General features: G+C 61.9%; 25 protein-coding genes and 1 tRNA gene. 12 read left to right on the top strand and 14 right to left on the bottom strand.

Features of this window, described 5'->3' with window-relative positions; translation table 11 throughout:
- The first annotated feature begins 99 nt into the window (after positions 1 to 99).
- The gene (locus OP10G_RS01390) at positions 100 to 705 is read left to right on the top strand and encodes a hypothetical protein (RefSeq protein WP_025227680.1); all 606 of its coding nucleotides are present in this window, start codon (positions 100 to 102) and stop codon (positions 703 to 705) included.
- Positions 706 to 886: 181 nt separating this feature from the next.
- Here OP10G_RS01390 and OP10G_RS01385 read toward each other — a convergent pair.
- Both OP10G_RS01385 and OP10G_RS01380 read right to left on the bottom strand, forming a co-directional pair.
- Positions 887 to 961 (bottom strand) — tRNA-Val (locus tag OP10G_RS01385).
- A gap of 117 nt (positions 962 to 1,078) precedes the next feature.
- Positions 1,079 to 2,416: an alpha/beta fold hydrolase gene (locus OP10G_RS01380; protein ID WP_025227681.1), complete on the bottom strand. Its 1,338-nt coding sequence runs from the start codon at positions 2,414 to 2,416 to the stop codon at positions 1,079 to 1,081.
- Positions 2,417 to 2,547: 131 nt separating this feature from the next.
- Between OP10G_RS01380 and OP10G_RS01375 the strand changes: the two genes are divergently transcribed.
- Positions 2,548 to 3,591 carry a glycosyltransferase family 2 protein gene (locus OP10G_RS01375; RefSeq protein WP_025227682.1) on the top strand — a complete coding sequence of 348 codons (1,044 nt, stop codon included), beginning with the start codon at positions 2,548 to 2,550 and terminating at the stop codon, positions 3,589 to 3,591.
- Positions 3,592 to 4,161, top strand: coding sequence for a GNAT family N-acetyltransferase (locus OP10G_RS23750; protein ID WP_025227683.1), 570 nt, complete (start codon positions 3,592 to 3,594; stop codon positions 4,159 to 4,161).
- Here the strand turns inward: OP10G_RS23750 and OP10G_RS01365 are convergent, their stop codons facing one another.
- The 5 genes from OP10G_RS01365 to modA form a co-directional block, all read right to left on the bottom strand.
- On the bottom strand, positions 4,162 to 4,905 hold the full coding sequence (locus OP10G_RS01365; RefSeq protein ID WP_025227684.1) for a GNAT family N-acetyltransferase: 744 nt from the start codon (positions 4,903 to 4,905) through the stop codon (positions 4,162 to 4,164).
- 2 nt (positions 4,906 to 4,907) lie between these two features.
- Positions 4,908 to 5,975: a trypsin-like serine peptidase gene (locus tag OP10G_RS01360; RefSeq protein WP_025227685.1), complete on the bottom strand. Its 1,068-nt coding sequence runs from the start codon at positions 5,973 to 5,975 to the stop codon at positions 4,908 to 4,910.
- Between the two features lie 237 nt (positions 5,976 to 6,212).
- A complete protein-coding gene (gene icd, locus OP10G_RS01355) occupies positions 6,213 to 7,466 on the bottom strand; it encodes an NADP-dependent isocitrate dehydrogenase (RefSeq protein WP_025227686.1) in 1,254 nt (417 codons plus the stop codon).
- A 206-nt stretch (positions 7,467 to 7,672) separates the two neighbouring features.
- On the bottom strand, positions 7,673 to 8,500 hold the full coding sequence (locus OP10G_RS01350; RefSeq protein ID WP_025227687.1) for a molybdate ABC transporter permease subunit: 828 nt from the start codon (positions 8,498 to 8,500) through the stop codon (positions 7,673 to 7,675).
- The gene (modA, locus tag OP10G_RS23745; RefSeq protein WP_144240936.1) at positions 8,464 to 9,531 is read right to left on the bottom strand and encodes a molybdate ABC transporter substrate-binding protein; all 1,068 of its coding nucleotides are present in this window, start codon (positions 9,529 to 9,531) and stop codon (positions 8,464 to 8,466) included. The genes OP10G_RS01350 and modA overlap by 37 nt, the downstream gene beginning before the upstream one ends.
- Before the next feature lie 88 nt (positions 9,532 to 9,619).
- On the opposite strand from modA, the gene OP10G_RS01340 reads away from it, so the two are divergent.
- Both OP10G_RS01340 and OP10G_RS01335 read left to right on the top strand, forming a co-directional pair.
- Positions 9,620 to 11,122, top strand: a complete 1,503-nt coding sequence (locus tag OP10G_RS01340; RefSeq protein WP_025227689.1) for an AAA family ATPase — start codon at positions 9,620 to 9,622, stop codon at positions 11,120 to 11,122.
- 56 nt (positions 11,123 to 11,178) lie between these two features.
- Entirely contained in the window at positions 11,179 to 11,529 is a 351-nt protein-coding gene (locus OP10G_RS01335) for a hypothetical protein (protein WP_025227690.1), read from the top strand.
- A 189-nt stretch (positions 11,530 to 11,718) separates the two neighbouring features.
- Here OP10G_RS01335 and OP10G_RS01330 read toward each other — a convergent pair whose 3' ends face one another.
- Complete coding sequence (locus OP10G_RS01330; RefSeq protein WP_025227691.1) at positions 11,719 to 12,213, bottom strand: TlpA family protein disulfide reductase; 495 nt, start codon at positions 12,211 to 12,213, stop codon at positions 11,719 to 11,721.
- A gap of 70 nt (positions 12,214 to 12,283) precedes the next feature.
- On the opposite strand from OP10G_RS01330, the gene OP10G_RS01325 reads away from it, so the two are divergent.
- Positions 12,284 to 13,642: a hypothetical protein gene (locus tag OP10G_RS01325; RefSeq protein WP_025227692.1), complete on the top strand. Its 1,359-nt coding sequence runs from the start codon at positions 12,284 to 12,286 to the stop codon at positions 13,640 to 13,642.
- On the opposite strand, the gene pheT is transcribed toward OP10G_RS01325, so the two are convergent.
- Together pheT and OP10G_RS01315 are read right to left on the bottom strand one after the other, a co-directional pair.
- On the bottom strand, positions 13,566 to 15,614 hold the full coding sequence (pheT, locus tag OP10G_RS01320; RefSeq protein WP_025227693.1) for a phenylalanine--tRNA ligase subunit beta: 2,049 nt from the start codon (positions 15,612 to 15,614) through the stop codon (positions 13,566 to 13,568). The genes OP10G_RS01325 and pheT overlap by 77 nt on opposite strands.
- 22 nt (positions 15,615 to 15,636) lie before the next feature.
- The gene (locus tag OP10G_RS01315; protein WP_025227694.1) at positions 15,637 to 16,212 is read right to left on the bottom strand and encodes a hypothetical protein; all 576 of its coding nucleotides are present in this window, start codon (positions 16,210 to 16,212) and stop codon (positions 15,637 to 15,639) included.
- A 185-nt stretch (positions 16,213 to 16,397) separates the two neighbouring features.
- Here OP10G_RS01315 and OP10G_RS01310 point away from each other — a divergent pair, with 185 nt between their 5' ends.
- The 4 genes from OP10G_RS01310 to OP10G_RS01295 all read left to right on the top strand — a co-directional run bounded on the left by OP10G_RS01310 (position 16,398) and on the right by OP10G_RS01295 (position 19,327).
- Positions 16,398 to 16,727 carry a YciI family protein gene (locus OP10G_RS01310; RefSeq protein ID WP_227625030.1) on the top strand — a complete coding sequence of 110 codons (330 nt, stop codon included), beginning with the start codon at positions 16,398 to 16,400 and terminating at the stop codon, positions 16,725 to 16,727.
- Positions 16,728 to 16,841: 114 nt separating this feature from the next.
- Positions 16,842 to 18,065: an RNA polymerase sigma factor gene (locus OP10G_RS01305; protein WP_025227696.1), complete on the top strand. Its 1,224-nt coding sequence runs from the start codon at positions 16,842 to 16,844 to the stop codon at positions 18,063 to 18,065.
- Positions 18,066 to 18,170: 105 nt separating this feature from the next.
- A complete protein-coding gene (locus OP10G_RS27570) occupies positions 18,171 to 19,145 on the top strand; it encodes a prepilin-type N-terminal cleavage/methylation domain-containing protein (RefSeq protein WP_025227697.1) in 975 nt (324 codons plus the stop codon).
- On the top strand, positions 19,145 to 19,327 hold the full coding sequence (locus tag OP10G_RS01295) for a hypothetical protein (RefSeq protein WP_025227698.1): 183 nt from the start codon (positions 19,145 to 19,147) through the stop codon (positions 19,325 to 19,327). The genes OP10G_RS27570 and OP10G_RS01295 overlap by 1 nt, the downstream gene beginning before the upstream one ends.
- 192 nt (positions 19,328 to 19,519) lie before the next feature.
- Here OP10G_RS01295 and OP10G_RS01290 read toward each other — a convergent pair whose 3' ends face one another.
- Genes OP10G_RS01290 through OP10G_RS01275 form a run of 4 tightly spaced genes read right to left on the bottom strand, consistent with a single transcriptional unit; the run spans position 19,520 to position 23,730 of the window.
- Entirely contained in the window at positions 19,520 to 20,356 is an 837-nt protein-coding gene (locus tag OP10G_RS01290; RefSeq protein WP_025227699.1) for an ABC transporter permease, read from the bottom strand.
- Positions 20,349 to 21,353 (bottom strand): ABC transporter permease, encoded by a 1,005-nt coding sequence (locus OP10G_RS01285; protein WP_025227700.1) that lies wholly within the window; start codon positions 21,351 to 21,353, stop codon positions 20,349 to 20,351. The genes OP10G_RS01290 and OP10G_RS01285 overlap by 8 nt, the downstream gene beginning before the upstream one ends.
- Positions 21,350 to 22,846, bottom strand: a complete 1,497-nt coding sequence (locus tag OP10G_RS01280) for an ABC transporter ATP-binding protein (RefSeq protein ID WP_038472313.1) — start codon at positions 22,844 to 22,846, stop codon at positions 21,350 to 21,352. Before OP10G_RS01280 ends, OP10G_RS01285 begins: the two co-directional genes overlap by 4 nt.
- On the bottom strand, positions 22,843 to 23,730 hold the full coding sequence (locus OP10G_RS01275; RefSeq protein ID WP_144240935.1) for an NAD(P)-dependent oxidoreductase: 888 nt from the start codon (positions 23,728 to 23,730) through the stop codon (positions 22,843 to 22,845). Before OP10G_RS01275 ends, OP10G_RS01280 begins: the two co-directional genes overlap by 4 nt.
- Positions 23,731 to 23,937: 207 nt before the next feature.
- Here OP10G_RS01275 and OP10G_RS23735 point away from each other — a divergent pair, with 207 nt between their 5' ends.
- Both OP10G_RS23735 and OP10G_RS01265 read left to right on the top strand, forming a co-directional pair.
- Positions 23,938 to 24,897 (top strand): prepilin-type N-terminal cleavage/methylation domain-containing protein, encoded by a 960-nt coding sequence (locus OP10G_RS23735; protein WP_025227704.1) that lies wholly within the window; start codon positions 23,938 to 23,940, stop codon positions 24,895 to 24,897.
- A gap of 167 nt (positions 24,898 to 25,064) precedes the next feature.
- Positions 25,065 to 25,277, top strand: coding sequence for a hypothetical protein (locus tag OP10G_RS01265; RefSeq protein WP_025227705.1), 213 nt, complete (start codon positions 25,065 to 25,067; stop codon positions 25,275 to 25,277).

Genomic DNA, 25,277 nt, shown 5'->3' with positions numbered 1-25,277 from the left:
TCCTCAACTAAGCCGTGATACAGCGTAGAAATTGTCAGGCTGCTTTGCGCATACAATTTCTTTGTGAATACATAGTAATGCAAAGTAGACTGAATCGGCATGGAGCCTGGCTCGGAGTACAAAGCGAAGCGAAATCGGACATTCGCTCAACCGCCCACCGAAGTTGAACGATTTTTGGTCGACGAGATTCTTCACCTCGAAAAGAGTGAGCGCAACATTACCTGGGTGGCTGTGGCGATCGCTCTCATCTTGATTGCCTTCGCCGCCGCGATCATAAGGATTGCGTTCCTAACAATGGATCTCGTCGCGGCTGGACAGAACGATACGGTCTCCTGGACCTCGTTTCTATCGAAGGCCGGACCGGGAGCACTACTGATCTCGCTTCTTACGCTAGCCCTCACGGTAGGGTTGAAAATTCTGCATGTGCCCACAGCAGTGGCAATATCCAAAACTTCCCATAAGGCCTCCCTTCTAAAGGCATATTTGCTCATTTGTCTCAGTAGGACCGAAGGTAGAGCTACCGATCTCACCCAGTTGATGAAGCTGCTCGAGGAATTCGGCCGATTCGAAGGAGTTGATGCTACGTTTAGTCGCAATCCAATGCCGATCAGCCTTTCCAAGGGGCAGCGGCAGGACCACAAAAGCGAGGGTGTCGATGTGCCGGGTCGATCCGTGGAGGCAGATGAACTCGGACCAGTTGAATAAGTGAGCCACTAAGCAGCGGACAATTGAGGCACAAATGAAGCAGCCGGGGACGCTAAAAGCACGGAAGCCACCAGAAGGTGGATTCCCTGATTCAAAAATGTGGTGGGCGATACAGGATTTGAATCTGTGACCCTCCCGATGAGATCGGGATGCTCTAAAACGGGATTATCCGATTGGAAAATGGTGGGCGGTACAGGACTTGAACCTGTGACCCCTACAGTGTCATTGTAGTGCTCTACCACTGAGCTAACCGCCCGAGGAAACGTCCGGGCTAACCGCCCGAGTTGACCGCGCTCTTGAGTCAATCATTATGGCGGGTGGGGACGGGGAAGTCAAGGCGCGGGGGAAAGCGCGACCGAGGCGCTTCGCGCGTTTAACCCGCCGAGATTTTGTCGATCCAAGCCCGCGTGATCCGCACCAGCTCGGGATTGAACTCCGGGACCCCTTTGCCAAAGCGGGCGTAGCTGTCGGCCATGGAGGTGCACTTGCTGAACAGATGGTCCGCCCCCGGCACGTACATGAACGTGCCGTAGCCCGGATGCGCCGCGTTCACCGCCGCCGCCACCTGGTGCTGGTCCGGCTCCAGAGAGATCCAGTCGTTCTCGCCGAAGAGCGCCAGTACGCGGGCATTGCCGGTGTTGGCCCAATAGGCGCAGTAGTTCCGGTCGTTGCACTCCTGCATGTAGCGGATCGAGCGGGGATTGAGCGTCTTGCCGTCGGGTGACTCGTCGTCGGCGATCGCCCGAAGCTCAGGGTGGTTCGCCTTGATCCACGCGATTGACCGTTTCTCGTTGAACAGGTAGTGGTAGAACGCCGTTGCCTTTCGCACCTTCCCGTCGACGGTGGCCAGCGAGTCGCCCGCAAGCGGACCCTGGATCCTTGGCGATTTGATCTCCCACTCCAGCCAACTGTCGGAGACCGTGCCATAAGTGATGATTCCGCGCACCGGGAACTCCGAGGCGATGATCGGCGCGTGGCACCCGCCCATGCTGTGCCCAAAGATGAAAATCCTTTGAGGATCGACAAAGTCGTAACCCGGCAGCGCTTTCAATGCTTGCCGATAAATGTCGTTTTCCTCATCGAAACCTACTTCGATCGCCGGTCCGCCCTCGCTGTCCCCCACTCCGGGCTTCTCTACTCGAACGGTGACAAAACCGTCCTCCGCGAACGGCCGCATCGCGTTCGCGATGTAGTTGTTGGAGGAAAGAGGAGAGTCGATGGTCGAGGCGTTGATCCCTTGGATCCAGAACAGCACCGGGTACCGCCCGGCTGCCTTGGGACGAGTAACGATCGTCCGGATCCGGTGCCCATGACTCACCACCTGGTCGTAGATCACCTCGTACTTGTCCGAAACTTCCCGCACCCGCTCGACGATCGGAAGAGTCCGCTCGGCCTCTTTGCCGTCAACCAAGACCTTCAATTTGGCGTCGCTCCCCACCGGCAACCCGCGCACCAGGTCGTTAAACTCGCCAAAGGATGAGAACGAACGCCCGTTGAGGGCAACGATGATGTCGCCATCCTTCACCGTCCCCGGCAGCTCGGCCCCCGGCGCCACGATTTGGATCGCCGTCTGAGGTTTCCGTTTTAGCCTTTGCAGCACCTCGGGGGCGAGCGGCTTCAGCGGTACCCGCAGCGTCCCGCGGCGGGGAAGTGGGCTGGCGAAAGCCGAAACGGCGACGAGGGTAACGGCAAGAAAAACAAAGAAACGCATCCCAGCCCGGTTACGGATCACCGCCGGTCGCCGGTTCCCACCGGCTGTAGTGCCGCCTTCCCAGGCGGCATCTTCTCCAGTGTCCCCCCGGCATCCTGCCGGGCTTAGCGCTCACCGTTCAGAATCAAACCGTGGCCGTCGCCCTCGCAATCTTCTACGGCCTCTTCGCCTTCGTCGCCGTGACGAACCTGCTGCTCATGCGCCGACCCGGCCGCCGCCCCGATGGGCCGGAGATCGCCGTCCTCATCCCCGCCCGAAACGAAGCCGAAAACCTTCGCGAGCTGCTGCCCCTCCTGGTAGGAAAAGCCAAGGTTTACGTCTTCGACGACGAGTCGGACGACGGCACCGGGGAGGTCGCGGCCACTCTGGGAGCGGTCGTCATCCGCCCCAAAGAAACGCTGCCGAAGGGCTGGACCGGCAAGAACCGGGCGTGCCACGAGCTTGGCAAAGCCGCGACGGAGGACTGGTTTCTATTCCTCGATGCCGACGTCCGCCCCACTCCCGATTTCCTGGACGCCGTCCGAGATCTGATCGCGAAGACCGGCGACGGGTGCGGCGTCATCACCGGCTTCCCGACCATCGTCCCCGGCCGCGGCATCGAGCCGCTTTTCCTGGCGTGGGTCGGCTGGATCCTGCTTAGCACCAACCCATTCGGCATCGTCAGCCGGACCCATAGCGGCCACAACCGCTTCACCAACGGCCAGTTCCACGTCTGGCGGCGCGACGTCTACACCCGCCTCTGGCCGAACGAGGCGGCGAAGGGGCACATCATGGAGGACGTGATGATGGGCCGGCTGCTGGCCAAAGCGGGAATCCCGGTGGAAGTGGCGAATGTGTCCAAGTTTCTCCGAGTGAAAATGTACGAGACCTGGCGCGAGACACTAGACGGCATGTCCAAGAACTCGTTCGAAGTCGCCAACAACGCCGCCGGTAGCTACGGCCTCGCACTGTTCATGCTCTTCATCGGCTGGGGTTGGCTGCTGGCGCCGGCATCCTATATCCTTTTCGTGCTCAGCGGTCTTGCTTGCGCGGCCTTGGTCCGCGCGAAGCCGCTCGGATATGCGATCCTCATCTTTACGATGCCCCTCGCCCTCACCATCGGCGCCTACACCATGGTTCGATCCATCGTCTGGCGACGTCGGGGCACCGTGGTTTGGAAGGGACGGACTTACTAAATGGCGCTACGAATCGAACAAGGCCCGCTTACCGAACTCGAAGCATACGAGCAGGTCCCTATCGGTTTCGAAGTGGTCGGCCGGGTGGACCTGGAGGAGCTGAAGGCGTCCGAGGGTCGGTTTATCGTGGTCCGCTTGGGGGTGCCGTACTTAAAGGACTACGATCAGGACCCCGACTCCCGTCCCTCCGCGCTGCCCCGACACTTCCAGACGGACAATTGGCGGCTTTTCGCCGCATTCGAAGCGGACCGCCGGGTAGGCGGAGCCATCGTTGCCTGGAACTCGCCGGGCTGCGACATGTTGGAAGGGCGATCGGATCTAGCCGTCGTATTCGACCTCCGAGTCGCGCACGAGGCGAGAGGCCGCGCCATCGGTCGCGCTCTCTTCTCCGAGGCGGCTAAGTGGGCGAAGGAGCGAGGATGTAAAGAGCTCAGGGTGGAAACCCAGGACGTAAACGTGGGCGCCTGCCGGTTCTATGCCGCGATCGGTTGCCACCTCCATTCCGTCGAGCTCGGGGCCTACGGACCCGATTTAGACGAGGCGAAGCTTATCTGGTCGCTCCCCCTGTAGCTACTTCTTCTTAGGCACGAAGAGCTGCAGCAGCCCGATCTGCTCGTAACCCAGGCTGGGGTACAGCTTCGAGCCGGCATTACTCGCAAGAAGGACGCTATTGGCGATTCCCAACCGGCGATCATCGAACAACATCGCCGAAAGGAGGTGAGTGGCGATGCCCTTGCGGCGATGGTTCGGATGGACGTACATATTGGAAACCCACGCCGCCTCCCCGCACCGGATGCTGCGCACCCACCCCACCGGAACGTCCTCTTGCATCCAGGCATACAGCCGCAAAGGAGAATCGTCGAGGCCGAGGTGCAAGGGAAGAATCTGCCTTCCGCCGGCCGCCACCGCTACCCGGTCGGCCTCCTCCCGGTGGTTGATCCGCACTACCGAAGGATGCCGAGCGAGCTGATCTTCGGCGCGAAGGGGACGAACCATCATCGGCTCCCGGCGCAGGAGTCGAAACCCCAGCTCCTTGTAGCGATCCTTCAGCGCCTCTAGGTCGGTGTCCATACCCTCGATCGCGCAGACGGCATACCGCTCCGGCGCATACTCCCGAATTGCCTCCGCGACCTCCTCGGGGGAGATTCCGTGGGCGAGGATCTCCTCACCGCGATAAGGTCCCCGTCTTCGGGGGCCGTCCCGCATCACCCACAGGGGGCCGACCTGAACGAACTCGTAAGGGTGGGTAAAGCTTCTGGTGAACGTAAAGCCTCGCCCAAACGCTTGGATCGCCTCGGGAATGCCGATCGCCATGGCTAAAGCGACCCGATGGTTCCGTCGATCTCCACCGTGATCTTAAGAGGGATATTCAGCCGAATGGTCGTTCCGGTATTCGCCGGAGCCGGTGGGGGCGGCGCGGGTGCCGGCGTCTCCACGATGGGCGGCTCTTCCTCCACCTCCTCGGTCACGACGATAGGCTCGAACATTTCTGCAAATAGGTCGTGATTCTCGGCGCCTCTCAGGCGGCTCAAGATTGTCCAAGCCGCGATCCCTTCGTTAGCGATCCAATCCAGGTCGGCAGGGTCGTCGCCCGGCTCCCAAATGCCGCTGGACCGCCGCATATAATTCCCTCGGAGATCCGTTCGAGGAATGCCGGTGCGCTGAATGGCAATCACCTTCCATTCGTCGTTAAACACCGGCGCGCCCGAGGATCCGGGCGCGGTCACCCCTCGGTACTGAACCGCCTCGGAGAGAAGATCGACCACCTCCGTGTTGCGCACGATGACCTCTTTCTCCTTTCCCAAGGGATAGTGAACGAGGTTCACCGGATGGCCGATCGCCGTGGCGATCTCTTGTTCCGCCAGCTTGCACCAATGGGACGACGCCCCCTCGATCGCAACGGCCGTAAATCCGAGCTCGTGATTGGCGTAAAAGTAGCGTTCGGGTTGCAGGGCATGGGGCAGGCCCAGCTCAAACATTGCCCCTTCGGCGGCCTCCGCCGAAGGGAGCACGTCGCTGGTCGTCAGCATCAATTTCGGTGAGATCATGAACCCGGTCCCGACCTTCGTAACGCCATGCCGAGAGCTGACGACGACCCGCCCAACCGCTTTCGAGGAGCGTTGAGCTCGCTCCAGGAAATCGGCGGCAAGGGTCTCCCTCTGAAGCGAGATAAACCCTTCGTCGGTCAACTCGCTCAGGCTTGCCGAGTCGAACCCTTGGTAAGCCATTCGCGCCAAGAGCCGCTCTATCCCCTCGGCCTCTATGTACCGTCCCTGCCGGACAAGGCGAAGCCGCGCTTCGCGCTGCGCCGACCGCTCGCGCCACCGGAGGGCGGCGTCCTCCATCGCGGTTCGGCTAAGCACAGGTTCGATCAAAGGGGACATCAGGCGGACCTACTATAGCTTCGGGCGAAACTCTGCTTTCATTCTAAGAAAGTGATGGCTCTATGCTTAGGTTGATGCCGCCCCTTCAGGGCTGTAAGGGATGGCCGGCCTCTACCCAGGATTCCGCTACGCTGCACCTGGGCTGTAGGATGTCGCCCCCTTGGGGCGATGGCGGGCATAACCCTCTGCCCCGCCTAGCGCGAATGGCAGTGGGGAGAGGGTTTGACCGAGCGGCGCCTACATGTTCGCTATGATGGCGTCGCCGAACTCCGAGCACTTGACTTCGGTCGCGCCCTCCATGAGGCGAGCGAAGTCGTAAGTGACGGTCTTCGACGCAATCGCGGCTTCGACCCCCTTCAGGATCAGGTCGGCGGCTTCCGACCAACCCAGGTATCGCAGCATCATCTCGCCGCTCAAAACCACCGACGAGGGGTTTACCTTGTCGAGGTTCGCGTACTTCGGCGCGGTGCCGTGGGTCGCCTCAAAGATCGCATGCCCGGTGAGATAGTTGATGTTCGCGCCCGGCGCGATGCCGATTCCTCCGACCTGGGCCGCCAACGCGTCGCTCAGGTAGTCGCCGTTCAAGTTCAGCGTTGCGATGACCTCGAAGTCCTTGGGCCGTGTCAGGACCTGCTGCAGGGTGATGTCCGCAATCGCGTCTTTGATGACGATCCCCGAGCCCGGCTTCCCGGCCGGAATCTGACACCAAGGGCCGCCGTCGATCTCCACCGCGCCGAACTCCGATTTGGCCAGCTCGTAACCCCAGTCGCGGAACGATCCCTCGGTGAACTTCATGATGTTCCCCTTGTGGACCAGCGTCACGCTCTTGCGATTATTGGCGATGGCGTACTCGATGGCAGATCGGATCAAGCGCTGAGAGCCCAAGCGGCTAACCGGCTTGATGCCGAGCCCGACCTCGATCGGACCGCCGCTTTTCTCCTCGGTTCCGAACCGAATCTTATCGAACATCTTGGGGTAGGTCGCCTGAAGAAAATCGAGTAGCTTCTTCGATTCCTCAGTTCCCGCCGCGAACTCGATGCCCGCGTAGATGTCTTCGGTGTTCTCGCGAAAGATCACCATGTCGACCGCACCCGGGTCCTTCACTGGGGACGGGACGCCGGTGAACCAGCGAACCGGGCGTAGGCACACGTACAGGTCGAGCATTTGCCGCAAGGCGACGTTCAGCGACCGGATGCCGCCGCCGACTGGCGTGGTCAGCGGACCCTTGATGCCGATCAGGTACTTATTGAAGTCGGCCAGCGTTTCGTCGGGCAGCCAACTGCCGGTCTTGTTGAACGCCTTCTCGCCGGCAAGCGTCTCGCGCCACTCGATTTTGCGGCTTCCGCCGTACGCTTTCTCCACCGCGGCATCAAAAACCTGGACGCTCGCGCGCCAAATATCGGGGCCGGTGCCGTCGCCTTCGATATACGGAATAACAGGATCATTCGGGACTTGCAGCCCCTGGCTCGTCATGGTGATGGGGTTGCCCATTTCGCGAAAGAGGTTACCTGGGACCGCCCCCACTAGCACCGCCGCACGTGGCACTGGCTTCCAGCCAGTGGGTCCCAAGGGCATCCTGCCCTTGGCCATTTTCTCAAGACCGTCCTGGCTGGGAGGCTTCATCGGCTGGGAGCCGATGCTACGTTCACACGACCAGGATGGTCGTGATACACACGGGCTGGAAGCCCGTGCCACTCTCAGTGCGCAAGCGCCAGGTGGCGCCGGAAAACGACCTTCATCAACACCAGCACGCAAACCGCGAAGCCGAGAAGGAGAAGCGCCAACGCTTTTGCTTGCGACAGGTTCGTCTCGAACCCGAGGTAGATCGCCAGCGGCATCGTCTGCGTGACCCCCGCCAGGTTTCCCGCGAATAGAATCGTCGCCCCAAACTCACCCACGGCCCGAGCCCACGCAAGGGCGGCGCCGCCGAGGAGGAAAGGGGAGCTGATCGGTAGCAGAATCGACGTCGCCGCCCGCAAGTTTCCCGCCCCGTCGATTCGGGCGGCCTCCAGCAGGGCTGGATGGGTCGCCTGGAGGCCGTTTGCCAATTCTCGGACGAAAAACGGGGTCGCCACAAAGGCCTGGGCCATGACAACGGCGATCGGCGTAAACGCGATCCGGATTCCGAGAGCGTCGAAGTGCGAGCCGAGCAGACCCTGGCGACCGAACGCGAGGAGTAGGGCGATCCCCGCTACCGACGGGGGCATGATCGCCGGGAGCGTGACAATGATTTCGAGGATTCCGGCCAGCCATGGCGGCGCGCGATGGATCGCCACCGCAAGCCCCGTACCAAACACCACGACCAGCGCCAGGCTGATGAGCGTCGTTTTGAGGCTTAGCAAGATCGCCTGGCGCGCGGTTTCCTCGTGAAGCTGGGCCGCCACCTCGCTGGGAGAGGTACCCAACACCAGCGCCGCCACCGAGAGTACGACCAGCAGCAGGAGCGGCGCGCCCAGGAGGAGCGCGCCGCCCGTAAATGCCCAGGACGCTATCGAAACTCGATTCTTCGGAGCCAATTCACCCATGTACTCGGCTTAAGGCCCGGAACGACGAGTTGGTAGTTTCCATCGGCGGACCGGACCAACACCGCTCTGTGCTTCACGAGGTCGGCGACCGAAACCGTTTGCCAGTACCCGTCGGCCCCAATGAATGTTGCCGACTTTGCCTTCGAGACGCCCGGCAGCGCGGACGCGAGCACTCCGAAATAGGCTTTGGTTTGGTTCTTCTCATCGGTCGCCTTCATCAGTGCGGATCGGTAATGCTTCGAAAGCGGTAAAGGATAGTTCTTCCCCTGGATTGCCAGACGGGATACGGGCCGCGAGAAGGAAACAAAGCCGTTCAGCTCGAGAACCCTCTGCGCGTCGGCATCCAAGATGAAGTGGATGAAGTGCTTCGCGTCGTTCCGGTTCTCCGCCGACGATGGAATGGCGACGGGATACTTAGCCGTCTCGTTAAGGTTGCCAGGGATGCCAATCTCTCCCAACTGTCCCCGCGCCGATCTCACATCGCTGGCGTAAACGATGCCCGCATCCGCCTCCCCCAGACGGACTTTGGCTAGTACCGACTTTACATCGGCCTCTCTCGACACGATGTGCGACCGTACCGACTGCTCCCAGCCGGAACCATACGCCGCGCCCGCTTTGGCCAGAAACGATTCGGTATAGCCTCCGACCGGGACGGCCGGGTCGGCCACGACCAGGTTTCGGACTCGGGCGAGATCGGAGACGGTCCGGATCCCGGGGAGCCCCTTTCGAACCGCGATCTCCAGCTTGTTAAGCACGAACACCCGGTAGCTGGATTTGTCGTAAGAGACGCTCTCCAGGTTCTTGGCGGACGCGCTCGCGAAGACGTCGGCGGGCGCTCCGTGGCCGATCTGGGCCGCAAGAGCTTGCGACCCGGCGAAGCTGAGCCTGATGCTCAAACCCGGATGGGCAGCCTCGTACTTTCGGGCCAATTCGGTAAACGACTCCTTTAGCGAGGCCGCCGCGAAGACGTTCAGAGTTCGTGTCTGACCCGCTTCCGGCCGCATCACAAAGGCTGCGAGAATTCCTAGCACGACGGAGACAGCCTACTCTGTGGGGCGTCGCCGATGACGAGGCCCACTCGAGGCAACCAAATCGCTCCGTTCCCAGTAACCTAAGACCATGTCGTCCGCCCCCCACGAGATCGAGGTGCTGATCCGCGCCAAATATCCCATCCTTTACATCGTTTCCTGGGAGGAGCGGCGGGTCGCCGAAACCGTCGCTACCGTTTGCCGAGGGCTCAACCGCACCCTCCACACCTGGTCGATCACGCAGGGCATGCGCCCGCCGGTCAACCGATCCACCGGGCCGGTGAAGCCGACGACGTTACCGGGAGAGCTCGAGGCGCTCGCGCTCGTTCACGAGGCCCCGGAGTCGACCGTCTTCCTCCTCCGCGATTTCCACCCCTATATGAAGGACTACCGGGTCATCCGGCTCCTCCGCGACCTCGCCCAGCAGCTCCGGGATAAGCGACAGACGATCATCCTCACCGCCCCCACTCTCAGCTTGCCGAACGACTTGGAGAAGGATGTCACGCTCGTCGATTTCGGACTGCCCGAGCAGGCGGACATCGAAGCGACTCTGGACAAGGTGCTGGAGGCAGTGAAGGACAATCCGAACCTCGACACCAAACTGGAGCCGCTGCAGCGCGAGCTACTGGTCAAATCCGCCCAAGGCCTCACGCAAGACGAGATCGAATCGGTCTTCGCTCGTTCGCTCGTGGAAAGCCGGAAATTCGACATCGACTCGATTCTCGGCGAGAAAAAACAGATCATCCGGAAGTCCGGCCTGCTGGAATACTACGCCCCGGAAGCCGCGCTGAAGGACGTTGGCGGACTGGAGCTGCTTAAGGGGTGGCTGGATAAGCGGACGAAGAGCTTCACCGACGATGCGCGCCAATTCGGCCTCCCGGCGCCGAAAGGGGTTTTGCTCCTCGGGGTCCAGGGTTGCGGCAAGTCGCTTGCCGCCAAGGCGATCGCGGCTCAGTGGAACCTTCCGCTCCTGCGGCTCGATGTGGGCCGCATCTTCGGCTCGCTGGTTGGGCAAAGCGAGGAGAACATCCGCAAAGCGATCAAGGTCGCCGAGTCGGTTGCCCCCTGCGTCCTCTGGGCCGATGAGCTTGAGAAGGGGTTTGCCGGCGTGTCGGGCGGCGTCAGTGACAGCGGGACCACCTCACGGGTCTTCGCCACGTTCCTTACCTGGATGAGCGAGAAAACCGCACCGGTTTTCCTGATCGCAACTGCGAACGACGTCTCCGCGCTCCCGCCCGAGATGTTGCGGAAGGGCCGTTTCGACGAGATCTTCTTCGTCGACCTCCCGGATGGCCCGGAGCGCGAGCAGATCTTCTCCATCCATCTCGGCAAACGAAAGCGGGATGTGTCCAAGTACAACCTGAAAACCTTGTCGAAGGCCACCGACGGCTTTAGCGGAGCGGAGATCGAGCAGGTAGTGGTTGGAGCGCTGTTCGTCGCGTTCGACGCCGGACGGGAGCTTCAGCAGAAGGACCTCCTCACCGAAGCGAAAAACGTCGTTCCGCTCAGCGTGATGATGGCGGAAGAGATCGATGAGCTGCGAAGCTGGGCCAAGCTCCGCACCCGCCCGGCAAGCAAGCGCGACGACGAATAGCCGTGAAAGCGCCTGCCCCCTTCTCTCGCGAAGCTCGTCTCGCGCGCCGACAACGATTGGGTCGCCTCATCTACGTCGTCAACGGCGTCGTCTTCCTGATCTCGGGCTGGGATGGCTTGACTTCGACTCCGCCCGCCGCTCCGGTCGTGGTATGGACCTCATTCGCTTGCGGCGCCATATCGCTCCTTGCCGTAATCCGGCCCAAGGGTAAAGAGGTGTCCGACCGCTTAGGCTCGATCTTGGGCGCCGTTGGCATGATCGCCGCCGCCGTAGGAGCCTGGCACCACCGCTCGGGCATTCAATACGGCTATCTCACGGCAGCCGCCTTATATCTCCTACTCGCATCCAACCTGCCGCAAGAGCTCGTGCGCCGAGCCCGCGAGCGCCGGCAGCCTGAGCCACAATAACACCCGGAGCGCGGATGTCCCCGTGCGCCGCCAGGGCCATGGGCGTCCCGCCCATTCCAAATACGGGCAGGCAAGACGGAATGCCTGGAAACCTCCACCCCCAAACCCCCTCCTCCTCCCGTTCGCGATCTGCTAGGTTGGCCTGTGAGACAAGATCGCCGCGACGGCAGGAGGAGGGGGCTTTCGAACCTACTTCTTGGCGACCAGCTTCTTGACCGTTCCTTCCCAGCTTGCGGGGCTGGAGCCGCTGAAGCCGGTGTCGACTCGCTGCACCACTCCCTTTCGGTCGATGAAGAGGAATACCGGGAGCGCCTCGACGCCGAGCTTGGCGGCGTAGCCGGTGGCGGCGGCGAACGGATAGGAGTGGTCCTTTGCGTAGGTGGCGACTGCGGCATCGGTGTCGCTGACGTTGGCGCCGATCACGACCAGCCCTTTCTTGCCGTAAGTCTTGTACAGCTTGTCCATCGTCGGAGACGCCGCTTTGCAGGGGCCGCACCAAGTTGCCCAGAAGTCGAGGATGACGACCTTGCCTTTTAGATCCTGGCTGTTGAACGTGCCGCCGCCGACCCGCTTTAGCTTGAAGGCGGGAACCGCCTTCCCCTTAAGGTCTTGAACGCCGCTGGAGAATCCAACGGCGGTAAGGGCGAGGGTGGCGAGGGCGGTGAAAATCTTGGTCTTGGTCATTCGTTCGGTTCTCCTCTGTTATCGACTCGGACGGCTATCTATCTGAGCGCGGCACAGGCATAATTCTGGCGTGAAACGCTGGGTCGGAGCATTGATTGTCACGCTCCTCGGCTGCGTTCTCATCTTCCTTCAACGTTCGTCGGACCCCGGATTGCTTCAAGACACCGACACGAGGGTGCTTTTAGCCACGATTCGAGAGCGCCACGCGCCGTTTAGCTGGTTTACCGGCGACTGGCCCTTGGGAAATCACTTCTACCGTCCGATCTCCACTCTGGCGTTCGAGCTCGACAACCGGCTGTACGGAAGCGCCGCGTGGGGATATGGCCTGACGAACGCGCTACTGTGCGTCGCGTGCACTCTGCTGCTGTTCTGGTATCTCCGGGAGCTGACCGATCGCCCGCTTCTCACTGGCGCCTCCACCTTCATCTTCGTGTGTTGGCAAACCGGAGAAACCTTCTGGCTCATTCAGGCGGCCCAAATCGTCGCGCTAGCGGCGATCGTCGGCGGATTGATTCGCCATCGGCTTAAGGTCCGAAATTGGCTCCCGGCCGCGTTTGTGGCGTACGAGGTGGCGATCCAGCTTCGGATCGCTCAGCCGCTCTCGTACCGCGTGATCGGCTGGCTTCCTGGCCGGACCGCGTCGGTGATGGCGCTCTTCGCGCTCGCCGCGCTGGCCACTTACGCCCGATACGAGCGATTGAGCGCGGAGCGCCGCCTCCCGGATCCGACTCCGCTCGATCCTCCCGCGACCCGCAGTACGACCCAAGCCAAGGCGACCCATCGCGGAGTCTGGATCTGGCCCATCCTGAGTATCTTTTGCACCGCGCTCGCCCTCGGCGCATACGAGCAAGCGGTTATGCTTCCGGCCATCTTGCTGGCGACCGCCTGTACCATGCGTTGGCAGGGTTACCGGGTTCGTTGGGGATGGCAGGCAGCGTTTTGGAGCGCCCTTGTCGGGTACATGGCGCTTCGACATGCGTTCGTCCCATCCGACCCCTCCCACTATCAGTTGCAGCAATTCCGGAAGGGACCGGGAGTTTGGATCTCACTGAGCGGGTACACGATCCCTTCCGTCTTCACCCTGATGACGGCTTCGGCCTGGGTCTCCAGTCTGCCGATCTCCCTGTTTACGGATGCTCCATGGTTGGCGCTCTTGGAAGTGGCCACGGATGTGACCACGTTCGTTCAGGCTCGCCGCCGGTGGGTGCTGGCGTTTGCGGGACTTGGGATGAGCTTCCTGGCGTTTCTACCCATGGCCTGGGTCAAGCAATTCGAGCATTACCATTACTGGCCGCTGGCGCTCCGATCGCTTTTCGTGGCCGTGCTGGCTTGGATCGCCCTCGAGCTCACGGCTAACGCGTGGTCGCCCCAAACTCGGCAAGCGCCGCCACGGCCCGATCCCGCACCTGGTTCGCTTCCTCGTCCGTAAAGTTCTCGCCCGCTTTGCGCAGTTGCAGCGCGATTCCGAGGGAATGCTTACCGGCCGGGATGCCGGCGCCCTCGAACACATCGAACAGCCACTGCCGCTCCAACACGTCGCCTGCCGCCTTCGCGATCGCGGCGGCAACCCGCTCGTACGGAACCGACTTGTCGACCAACACCGCCATGTCACGCCGAACCGCCGGGTTACGGCTGATGCTGCGAACATGGATATCTTCGGAACCGTTCTTCAGCGCATCGACAACGTCGATCTCGGCAAGGAACGTCGCCGCAGGCAGCTTGAGCGCCTCGGCGACATCCGGGTGGATCTGGCCGATCACTCCGGCTGACCGGCTGCCCGCTACGATTTCTGCTTGAAGGGTGGGATGAAACCTCGGGTCGTCTCCCTTTGGCACGAAGGAAACGTGGACGTTCACGCCACCGAGAATCGCTTGGAGCGACCCTTTGAGGCTGAAGAAGTCGGCGTGCCTCGACTCCGCCCCCTTCCGGTCGCTTGGGAGCAGCTCGCCGGTGCTCAGCAACGCGAGCCGCCGCCGCTCCGAGTAAGCCGACCCCTCACGCCAGAAAACCTGCCCCATCTCCACCAGATGGAGGTTTCGCCCCCCCGTTTCGCTGGCGGCGTCGGCGAGCGACGGTAATAGTGAATCGCGGAGAATAGCGTGCTCCGGGGAAGCGACCACTCGCGGGCCGATCCGGTCCTTATCGGACCGCTCCAAAGGATGGAAGTCGCGAAGCGAATGGCTAACGATCTGGATGAACCCGGCTTTGACTGCCGTCTCTCGCAGCCGATCGTAGGCCAGGTATTCGCCATGAGGGCCGCCCAGGGTGGTCGTCCCTTCCGGCAGCCGCTCGGGAATCCGCTCATACCCATGCACCCGGCCAAGCTCTTCGACGAGGTCTTCCTCACGAAGGATATCCGGCCGCCAGGACGGCATCGTTACTTCGAACGTGCCGGGCTCGGCCATGGGACGAACTTCGAACCCGAGGCGGGCGAGGTAGCTTTGCGCCTGCTCTGAGGTGATTTCCATACCCAGCAGTCGGCTGGCCCGGGAGGATCGCAGAACGATCGATCGTCTCTCGGGAGGGCGCGGGTACAGATCGACGATGTTCGATAGCTTCACGTCCGGCGCCGAGGCGGCCAGCAGCTCGCTGAAGCGGTGGATCGCGGCGACCACGCCGTCCGGATCGACCGACCTCTCGAAACGGTAAGACGCTTCGGTCGCGAGCCCAAGCTGCTTCCGCGTCTTCCGTACCGTCGTGTTTCGGAAATTGGCCGATTCGAGCAGGACAGTCTTCGTCGAGGCGGTGACCTCGGTTTCGAGCCCGCCCATCACGCCGGGGACGCCCACCGGGCGCTCGGCGTCGCAGATCATCATCTGCCCATTCAGCTCGTGCTCTTCGCCGTTGAGCGTGGTCAGCCGATCACCCGGGCGGGCGTACCGGACGACGATGCCGCCTCCATGGAGCTTCTCGCGGTCGAATGCGTGGAGCGGCTGTCCCAGCTCCAGCATCACGTAGTTGGTAAGGTCGACGAGCAGCGAAATCGGACGCATGCCGGTCTGGCGAAGTCGCTTTTGCATCCAAGCGGGGGATTCTCCATGTCCCAGAACGCCGACGAAGGCGCGGCAGGCAAACCGGTTGCACTCCTCGGCTTCGATGGTGGCGACGTTCGATTCTAATTCGAAGTCGTGCCGGTTCTCATCGACGAAACGGGCGGCGGCTCGCTGGTAAAGGTCGGTCGCCTTCGCCTTCGAATCTTTCGCGAGAACCTCGCGGCTGAGGCCGAAGACGGAAAGACCGTCGCCCCGATTGCTCATGACTTTGATGTCGAGCACCGGCTCCCCTTCGACTTCTTCGATCCCCTCGAGCTCAAACCCCGCCATGGTCAGCAGATCGCCGATAGCGTTGGCGTCCAGATCGGTCTGGACGAAGTCGAGCAGCATCGAGTGGGGGAACTTCATTGCGAACGGCTAGTTTACTGGCCTAGTACACCCGTTCGTACAGCACGATCTCATACGGTGCGTCTCCCGGAGGGAGCGAGGAAGCGAACGCAACCACCGTTTTCCAGGTCACGATGCCGATGACCTCTTCTTCCAGCTTGTCGGAATTGCCGAAGACCGAGCCGCAGCACCCTTTGATAAACTCCAGCCCCTGGAAGATCGCCCCGATCTCGTCCAAGAGATCCTGAGCGCGCCCGGGATCGGCCACCCGTACGCTCATCGAAAGATAGCCGGGCTTTGGCGACTCAAAAATTCGGAGACCGCTGCGGCCCTGCACTTGGACCCGGAGGACGTCCGCCGGATGATAGTCGGCCGACTGCGACTCGGCGAGGAGCCGGATTCCGGCCAGGGCCTGCAGCCCTCTCTCCGCCGCTTGTAGATCCCGGTACTCGAAGGCGACGAGCAATTGTTCGTGATCGATGGTGTTGCGCCAGAGGCTATGTCCAAAACTCCCATCGACGGTTTCGAGGCGCGCCCGGCAGGCCAGGAAGTAGTCCTCCACTCCGGAAGCATCGAGCTCATTGATGCGCACCCGGATAAGGACTAGGATCTCACTCACTGAAGCATTCTGACGGATGGGACCCCCGGATTGGGTAGGCGTATTCGTGTAACTTGGCATCCGGGGCGACTCGGGGGGGCCGCAACTATTTCTTTCGAGGGTGTCGATTACTCGCCGTGCCGTTCGTTATCTCCGTGCGAGCTCTTAATATGGGGCTGCGAAGAGGAACCAAGATGAAGAAGTTTATGCTGTTGATTCGCGGCGAGGGCGAGTGGGACAAAATGTCGCCCGCGCAGATGGAAGAGACGATTAAGAAGTACAGCGCTTGGGCGAAACGGCTTAGGGAAGAGGGACGCCTTCTCGATGCCGAGCCGCTCGACCGCGCGGGGCGGGTGCTCGTTGGAGTGGACGGCGTTATCACCGACGGTCCGTTTATGGAGACCAAGGAAATGATCGGCGGCTACTACATCTACAACGCCGCCGACCTCGAAGAGGCGGTCGCGATCGGTCGCGATTGCCCCACCCTCGCCTACGGTGGAGCGATCGAGATTCGCCCCATCGCCGACTATTCCTAACCGCCAAAAACGTGGCACGGGCAGCCCGCCCTTGTGAAAACCTCCGGCGGGGGGCGTAACGTATCACTTTGGCGCCGGACAACGAACCACGCCGATGGGAGGCCTGATTTCACGATGACGCTCGACTTCGACACCACGTTCCGGCGCGAGTCGGCGCGTCTGACCGCCGGCCTTACCCGTGCGTTCGGACCGGCGCGTCTGACTCTCGCCGAGGATGTGGTGCAGGAGACGTTTATTCGGGCGATCCACGAGTGGTCGCTCAAGGGCACGCCTCCTAATCCATCGGCTTGGCTGACCAAGGTTGCGCGTAATTTGGCGCTCGACCGGCTGCGAAGGGAAGGGTTGTACGCGGGTGACGGGGCACTGCAATTCGCGACCGTCGACCCGGCCGAGCCGGCGATGATGGACGACGAGCTCGCGATGCTCTTGATGTGTGGGCACCCGGCCTTGGCGGCGGAGGCGCAGATCGCGTTGACGCTCAAGGCGGTCTGCGGCCTCGGCGTGGGGGAGATCGCCAAGGGTTTGCTCTCCAGCGAGACGGCGGTGGCGCAACGGCTCGTGCGCGCCAAGAACACGCTTCGCGAAGCCAATGTTGCCTTCGAAATGCCACCCGATCCCGAGGCGAGGCTCGGAACCGCGTTGCGGGTTCTGTATCTTCTCTTCAACGAAGGTTATCTGGCGGCGTCAGGGTCGGAGCTGACGAACTCCGAGATTTGCGACGAGGCGATTCTCCTAACCCACCGGTTAGCGAGCACGAAATTGGGAGACCGGCCCGAGGTACGCGCTCTGCTCGCTCTGATGCTCTTACACTCCAGCCGCTTGCCAGCCCGAGTGGACGGCGATGGGGCACTGTGCCTGCTCGAGGACCAGGACCGGTCGCAGTGGGACAGGGAGCGCATCGCGATGGGTTTGGAGATGCTTGGCCGGTCCGCGAACGGGGATCGGATGACACCGTACCATTGCGAGGCGGCGATCGCCGCCTGTCACGCGTGCGCACCGACGTTTTCGGAGACGGATTGGCGTGAGGTGTTGGCCCACTACGACGACCTCGTGTCGTTGGCGCCGAGCGGAATCGCGGCGCTGAACCGGGCCGTCGCCGTAGCCATGGTTCACGGGTACGCGTGCGCGCTCCAAAGTATGGAATCGATCGTTGCTAAAGAGAAGTTGGAAAGCTACTATCTTTTCGCCGCTACTCGCGGCCGGTTTTTGGAGAAGCTCGGACGGAGGGCAGAGGCCCGGCTCGAATACGAAACCGCGTTGAAACTCGCCGGTAACGAAGCGGAGCGGCGCTTTCTCTCTCGGCGGGTACGAGAGACCCGTTCCGGCAATTCTTTATAGAGTGGCGTACTCGTCTATTGGCATTTTCAGAAATCGGCTGCAGAATGAAGAGTGCGGTGGCACTTTGCCTCCGAGCTTTTACATCTTGCTCTTGGAGTAGCCAGAATGAAAAAATTAAGCTACGGATTTACGCTCATCGAGCTCCTAGTAGTGATCGCCATCATTGCGATCTTGGCCGCAATTCTATTCCCCGTCTTCGCCCAGGCGAAAGACTCAGCAAAGCAGACCCAGTGTGTGAGCAACACCAAGCAACTCGGCTTGGGCGGCATCATGTACGCGGGCGACAACGACGACACGCTTCCCCGGCACGACAACAACGGCGCTTGCGGATACGGCGAGAGCCCATGCGATCAGCCGGACTGGGGCGATTTCCGATTCCCAAGCAAAGGCGGCCCTCGGGACGTAATGTACTTCGGAGTCATTCAGCCATACGTTAAGAACGACCAGATCGGCGTCTGCCCTGCGCTAGGCGCCACCAATTGGGGTGCGGTGATGAGCAGCCCCGGCACTTACGGCATCGCCGCGCCGGCTGGCGGATACAACAAAGCCGACGAGGCTTACTACCAGCACACCCTCAGCCAGATGGCACTCAACGAGTACCTGATCGACTGGGGCCTTCCAGTCTCGGCCAATTGGGGCCAGTGGGATTCGAATAACCGACCCGGAGCGGTCAAGGGCAACCTTGGCGGCGTCGCGCGTCCCGCGGAAGTGATCCAGTTCATTGCGGAGAGCACTTGGGATTGGGGTCCCTCGGTTGGCGCCGGTCTCGGAAACGGCGTCACTTGGCCGTCTCAATACAACAGCCAGTGCGACCACTATTGGCAAGAGGGATTCACCAAATACCCGCACAAGGGTCAAAATGGTGTGCCTACCGGTAGCGGCCCGAACAACCAAGAGGCGTTCAACCCTCAACTAAGAGGTTACGCCGTCTTTAGCTTCACCGACGGACACGCAAAATCGATGAAGTTCTCCCAGGCGGAGAAATGCGTCGACGCTCCCGCGGGCGGCTGGCAGATGGGTTCACCGGGACACGTTCAAACGATGTCCAAGTGGTATCCGTATTGGACGCCTGAGCTCTAATGAAGCTCCGGAAACAGTGGGTCATCTCGGTTGGAATCCTCGTGCTGTCAATGGTGGCGGCGGGAGGATGCCAACCAGCGGAGGAGCCGTCGAACTCTCCTCCGCCCATCAAGCCGGGCTCCATTCCGCCTCCCAGCGATCTGCCGGCCGGCATGGTGAAGGGCGGCAAAGGCCGCAAGTAGACCAATCGACAGCGAGCCCCGTCCGGGGCTCGCTGTCTTTTTGTGCGCTACTCGTATCGTGTCCCTACGCCTCGGGCGTGTAGCCGCAGGTTGGTTCGTACCTGCGCGAGAGCGTGTCTCTTTGCAACGAAACTTGTGGATCGTTTGGGTCGCAGGTACGAGCCAACCTGCGTCTACACGGCTGCGCCGTAGTCATGCTTTGCCGAGCCCGGCCGGGGTCCGACTTCGGCCGAGGAAGCCGGCTAATGCGATCACGGTGACCACGTAGGGCAGGGCCGCCCAAGCCTCGGTCGGCAGGTTCGGCAGATGTGGGTTTCCTTCCAACTGAAGCCGCAGGGCGCTGAAGAAGCCGAAGCCGACGCAAGCAAGCATCGCCGGAATCGGTCGCCATCCGCCCAGCACGAGCGCGGCGAGGGCGATGTAGCCTCGGCCGGCGGTCATGTTATCGGTGAAGACGCCGGTGTCGGTGACCAAGGCGACGCCGGCAAGCCCCGTCAAAACTCCCGTAGCCAGAAGGCCGAAGAAGCGGACGCGGAGCGGCTGAACCCCCATGAGGCGCGACTTCTCTGGATCGCTGCCGACCGCCAGTAGCCTCAACCCGCCGCGCGTCTTGCGGACGTAGAGCCAAAGCGCCACGGGGACCAAGAAGGCGAGCCAATCGTAGAACGCCATCGGCAGCACGGGCACGGACCCGGTTCGGTTGGGATCGGTGAAGCGTTCGAAGAGGAAGTTCGTGCCCCCTGCCGCCAGCGCGTTGATCGCCATGCCCGAGATCACATGGTCGATGCGGTACACCTGGGTCGCCACCCAGTGGATCATCGCCATCACGATCCCACTGCCGATCCCCGCCGCGAGGCCTCCTACCGCGCCCATTTTCACGCCGACAAGGGCGGCGACGCACGCCGACATCAGCATCATCCCCTCGAGGCCGATGTTGATGACGCCGGCGCGTTCGCTAGTGAACCCTCCCATCGCCGCCAACAGGAGCGGGGTGGAGAGGACGACGACAAGTGCGATGAAGTTAAGCAACCGTCTTCACCTTCCGATACCGGATCGCCGCGGCGACCAAAATGATGAGCCCCAGCACCACCGTGGTGATCCCCTTGGGAATATGGGCGATGCCGAGAGCGACGCTCCCTTGGGCGAGGATCCCGAAGAGGAAACTTGCGGGAATAACCCCGTACGCGGAGCTACCGGCCAGCAGCGCGATGCCCAGGCCGTCGAACCCGTACCCGGGCGAGAAGCCGGAGTAGAAACGCCCTTCGTAAGCCAAAACTTGGATCGCGCCCCCCAGCCCGGCGATCGCGCCGGAAGCGAGCATCGCCCGAACCATGACTCGTTCCGGGCGAACACCCGCGAAGCGGGCGGCGCGGGCGTTGGCGCCGACCGCTTGAAGCTCGTAACCCGCTACCGTCCGGCGCAGCCACAACGCCAGCGCGACCGACAATACGATGCCGACGACGAGCCCGCTGTTCAAGGCGAACGGCGGATGGCTATACAGATCCGGCAACCGGGTCGACTTGGATATCTCGGCGGTCGTTGGGCTCTCCTGCCCCGGGGCCCGCAAGACTCCGGCGACGAGCGCCGAGGTGAGCAGGTTCGCCACGTTGTTCAGCATGATCGTGGTGATCACCTCGTGGCCGTTCCGATACGCCCGGATAAGTCCGGCCGGCAACGCCCAGAGCGCGCCTGCCGCCATCGCGGCGAGCGTCCCGAGCAAAATCCCCGGTACTCCCGACACCTTGACCGCGACTGCCGCGCAGGCGCATGCGCCAACCAAAAGCTGCCCTTCGACGCCGATGTTGAACAGTCCCGCCCTCAGAGCGAGGAAGACGGCGAGGCCCGCGATGAGGAGCGGAGTGGTTTCGCGTAAGGTGCGAGCGATCGCGCCCGGCGTGCCGAGACTCCCCTTGAGTAGCGTAGAAACCGCCATCCCCGGGCTTGCGCCGGCGACGAGGATCGCCCCCGCGAGGATGCCCAGCGCGGCTACGATCAGCGCAACGAGACGCCAATTGTCTCGGCTCAAGCGGCGCCCACCATGAGGCGCCCGATTGCCTCGCGATCTTTCTGCTTGCCGGGCGGAGGCTCGTAGAGAAGTCCGCCGTTCATCACAACGATCCGGTCGCAGTGCTCCAACAGCTCGTCGAGATCGAAGCTGACGACGATCGCGGCCGCGTCCTCTTCGACCCGGTCGCGGATCGCCTCGTACACGTCCGCGGTTCCTCCTAGGTCGAGTCCTCGCGCAGGTTGAAAGGCCAGGATGAGCGACGGCCGAAATTCGAGCGCCCGAGCGGCGACAAAGCGCTGCTGATTGCCTCCACTGAGGCTCGCCATCGGCAGATTCAAACCTCCGTGACGGGTATGAAACCGCGCGGCGACCCGTTCCGCCCACGAGTGCCGTTCCCGCTTATCGAGGCTCCTGCCTTTCGAGATCGGGGCGAGCCGTTGAAGTCCCAGTATCGAATTCTCTTCGAGCGACCAGCTCTCGATGACCCCCTCCGCATGGCGGTCTTCGGGGATCACTCGCAGGCCGGCTTCGATGCGAGCTGCCGCCGGTGCGTCGGTAATCTCTTTGCCGTCGATCGAGATCGAGCCGGCTCGTGGGGTCGCGATGCCGGCGATCGCTTGAAACAGCTCGCGTTGACCGCTTCCGTCGACGCCGGCGATTCCGACGATTTCACCCTTGCGGGCAGTGAGCGACACGTTCTTAAGCTTGTCTTCGCCTCGCTCTCCCCGAACCACTAAGCCGGCCACGGTCAACCCAGGTTCTCCCGGAGGCTTGGCGGGCGGGCGCTCGTGAGGGACGATGTCGCCACCCACGATCAGCTTGGCCAGCTCGGCGGGCGAGGTCTCGGCGACCACCTTTTCCGCCACTCGCTTACCGCCGCGTAGAACGGTCACCCGAGAACAGTACTCCATCACTTCGGGCAGCCGGTGAGTGACGAGGATGACGGTGGCGCCCTCCGACGCAAGCTGCGTCATGGAGGCGAACAGCGCCGCCCCGTCGGCGGGCGAGAGCATCGCGGTCGGCTCGTCCAAAATCATGATTCGGGCATTCCGCCAGAGCAGTCTTAAGATCTCCAGCTTTTGAGTATCGCCCGGGCTCAGCGTCGACGCGTCGCGCGGCCAGTCGAAATGGAACCCCATCCGCCGGGCCAACTGCTCCGCTCGTTCGATCGCCGTTCGATCGTTCAGAATCGGAGCCCCTTCGGCCCCAAGGATCAAGTTTTGAATACAGGTCAGCTCGGGAATGATGCCGTAGTGTTGGCTCACCATCCCGATTCCCGCCGCTAGCGCCGCTTTGGAATCGTTGAACGAGACCGGCTTTTCGTCGATCTCTATTTGGCCGGCGGTTGGTTTGAGCGCGCCGTAGAGGATTCGCATCAGCGTCGTCTTGCCGGCGCCGTTCTCACCGACCACGGCGTGGATCGCCCCGCTCTCGACTTCCAGGTCGACATTGTCCAGCGCGGTCACCGCGCCGAAGCGTTGGGTGACCCCGAGCAGGCGGACCGCCTTCAACCGGCAGCACCCATTGCCAGCATCTCCTCGTAAAGCGCGGCGGTGGTCCACTCGCCATGCCCGCCCTCTTGCAGTCTCGCGAGGAGCTTATCCACCAAGTGAGTTCCCGGAATCGCCGCGTCGATCTCCCGGGCGGCCTCGTCGCAGTAGGCGAAATCTTTTCGCTGATTCTTGATGCTGAAGCCGGGGCTCCAGTCGTGAGCCAAGATCTTCGCGCCGTAGTTTTCGTACGCCCAGCTTCCGCCGGCGCCGCCGCCGACGAGCGATCGGATCTGCGCGACGTCGAGACCGGCCTTATGCGCGAAGCTCAGGCTTTCGCAGAGAGCGAGGAGCGCGCCGCCCACCGCGATCTGGTTCGCCATCTTCGCCATCTGTCCCGCGCCGGGGCCGCCGACCCTCTCCGCGCGCTTGGTGTAGGGGGCAATGAGCGGAAGTGCCCGAGCTACGTCGGCCTCGTCTCCGCCGAGAAAGATCGTGAGCTGCCCGTTTTGCGCTCCGACGCTGCCGCCGGTGATCGGAGCGTCTACAAACCGGAATCCGCGCTCGGACAACTCGCTTTGGAGCTCCTTGGCCGCCGGGGGAGCGATGGTGCTGTGGTCGATGAAAAGCGTTCCCGGACGTGCGGTCTCGGTGAGGGCGTGGAGGCAGTCGCGTACGTCTTCGCTACGGCTGACGCATAGAAAGACGACCTCGCATTCTCCGCCGAGGTCGGCGAGCGAATCGGCCACTCGGGCCCCTTTTTCGCGAAGCCGATCGGCTTTGCCGGGCGACCGGTTCCATACCGTCACTTGATGCCCCGCTTCCACCAGGTGGCCGGCCATCGGGCCGCCCATTACACCGAGACCGACGAATCCAAGCCGCTGCGACAACCGCCCATCTGACACGAAGGTGAGGGTACCTGAACCGGTTCGAGAATGCTAATCGCAGATCTTGTACGCTACCCTAAACATTTAGCGGAATCATATACTGCTCTACTAGATAGGCTGGCATCGGTCCTGGAAAATTACTTGGTTATTTCCCAAAAATTCGTTAAGATGCATTTGGAAGTGGGCGCTGTGGCCTAGTTCACTTTGTTTATTTGGAGGTTGCCAATGCGCATCCGAAATCTAGCCTTTACGCTTATCGAACTCTTGGTGGTGATCGCGATCATCGCCATCCTGGCCGCTATTCTGTTCCCTGTGTTCGCACAGGCCAAGGAAGCGGCCAAGAAGACCCAATGCGTCAGTAATACGAAGCAGACCGCGCTCGCCGGTTTGATGTATGCCGGAGACGCCGACGACATTTTGCCCCGTCACGACAACAATGGCTCTTGCCTTTACGGCGAAAACCCTTGTGCAACTCCTGACTGGGGTGATTTCCGCTTCCCTGCGGGCGGAGACGTGAACACGGGCATGAACGTGATGTACTTCGGCGCATTGCAGCCGTACATCAAAAACATTCAGATGTCGATCTGTCCTCAGATCGGAGCCACGAACTGGGCTAGCGTCTTTAGCACGGCCAACCAATCGGGCGTTACTCCGCCGGACGCAGGCTACAAGAAGGCCGACGAGCCGTATTACTACAACACCATGGGGCAGATGGCGATCAACATGCTAGCCATCGACTACGGCCCTCGCGGTACCACCGGCTTTAATCAGCGCCCGGGCGGCCCTCGCGGACGGCTCGGTCAGGTGGCCCGCCCGGCCGAGGTCTTTATGTTCGTTGCGGAAAGCGCCTGGGACTGGGGAGTTTCGGTCAGCAACGGACTCGGAAACGGCGCGGTGTGGCCTTCCATGCCGAACAGCCCCTGCTGGTCCAGCGGCGCCGAAGGGTGGACGAGATACGTTCACAACGGCAAATCCGGAGGTTACAGCGGCGACCCCAACCTTCGGGCGACGTTGAACCCTAACTATCAGGGTTTCGCGGTCTTCGCCTTCATGGACGGGCACAGCAAGGCGCTGAAGTTCACGCAAGCCGAGCGGTGCACTCCCGTTCCCGGCGGTGGGACATGGGCGATTAATTCCAGTACCAACGCTAGCAACTACTACCCATACTGGGTTCCGGATCTCTAGACAAATTCCGGATGCGTTGGCGATCGTCTTACCACGGGCAATTTGGCTGCCCGTGGTATTTCCCTAGAGGCATGTTCTCAATGCCTTTAGGGAACTCACTTTGCCGCCTATTCGTGCTCGGTTATTCCGTTACGAGATTGCCGACACGTCGATTAGAAATTACCGATATGAAAAAGATCGTTTTGAACTTAGTTCTTCCGGTTCTGGCGACCGCCCTGGTTGCCGGATGTTCCGGCGGCACCGCCGCGTCCGAACCCGACAAGTACGCTTCTTCACCGCCTCCGGTTAAAGAGAAAGAAGGTGTCAATCTAGGCGGAGGACCGGATGCACCGGAGAGGGGAAGCCTAAAAGGGAAGCCGGGCGCCACTGGAAAGAAGTAG

The sequence above is a fragment of the Fimbriimonas ginsengisoli Gsoil 348 genome (genome assembly GCF_000724625.1).
GTDB classification, from domain to species: Bacteria; Armatimonadota; Fimbriimonadia; order Fimbriimonadales; family Fimbriimonadaceae; genus Fimbriimonas; species Fimbriimonas ginsengisoli.
This window is presented reverse-complemented; position numbering and strand designations above follow the sequence as displayed.

Excerpts from the sequence above, each read along its gene's own strand:
- pheT (WP_025227693.1), bottom strand. The coding sequence starts at position 15,614 with ATGAAGTTCCCCCACTCGATGCTGCTCGACTTCGTCCAGACCGATCTG.
- OP10G_RS01350 (WP_025227687.1), bottom strand. The coding sequence starts at position 8,500 with ATGGGTGAATTGGCTCCGAAGAATCGAGTTTCGATAGCGTCCTGGGCA.
- OP10G_RS01310 (WP_227625030.1), top strand. The coding sequence starts at position 16,398 with ATGCTGTTGATTCGCGGCGAGGGCGAGTGGGACAAAATGTCGCCCGCG.
- OP10G_RS01295 (WP_025227698.1), top strand. The coding sequence starts at position 19,145 with ATGAAGCTCCGGAAACAGTGGGTCATCTCGGTTGGAATCCTCGTGCTG.
- OP10G_RS01365 (WP_025227684.1), bottom strand. The coding sequence starts at position 4,905 with ATGGCGATCGGCATTCCCGAGGCGATCCAAGCGTTTGGGCGAGGCTTT.
- OP10G_RS01380 (WP_025227681.1), bottom strand. The coding sequence starts at position 2,416 with ATGCGTTTCTTTGTTTTTCTTGCCGTTACCCTCGTCGCCGTTTCGGCT.
- OP10G_RS23750 (WP_025227683.1), top strand. The coding sequence starts at position 3,592 with ATGGCGCTACGAATCGAACAAGGCCCGCTTACCGAACTCGAAGCATAC.
- OP10G_RS01390 (WP_025227680.1), top strand. The coding sequence starts at position 100 with ATGGAGCCTGGCTCGGAGTACAAAGCGAAGCGAAATCGGACATTCGCT.
- icd (WP_025227686.1), bottom strand. The coding sequence starts at position 7,466 with ATGGGCAACCCCATCACCATGACGAGCCAGGGGCTGCAAGTCCCGAAT.
- OP10G_RS01360 (WP_025227685.1), bottom strand. The coding sequence starts at position 5,975 with ATGTCCCCTTTGATCGAACCTGTGCTTAGCCGAACCGCGATGGAGGAC.
- OP10G_RS01340 (WP_025227689.1), top strand. The coding sequence starts at position 9,620 with ATGTCGTCCGCCCCCCACGAGATCGAGGTGCTGATCCGCGCCAAATAT.
- OP10G_RS23735 (WP_025227704.1), top strand. The coding sequence starts at position 23,938 with ATGCGCATCCGAAATCTAGCCTTTACGCTTATCGAACTCTTGGTGGTG.
- OP10G_RS01330 (WP_025227691.1), bottom strand. The coding sequence starts at position 12,213 with ATGACCAAGACCAAGATTTTCACCGCCCTCGCCACCCTCGCCCTTACC.
- OP10G_RS01305 (WP_025227696.1), top strand. The coding sequence starts at position 16,842 with ATGACGCTCGACTTCGACACCACGTTCCGGCGCGAGTCGGCGCGTCTG.
- OP10G_RS01265 (WP_025227705.1), top strand. The coding sequence starts at position 25,065 with ATGAAAAAGATCGTTTTGAACTTAGTTCTTCCGGTTCTGGCGACCGCC.
- OP10G_RS27570 (WP_025227697.1), top strand. The coding sequence starts at position 18,171 with ATGAAAAAATTAAGCTACGGATTTACGCTCATCGAGCTCCTAGTAGTG.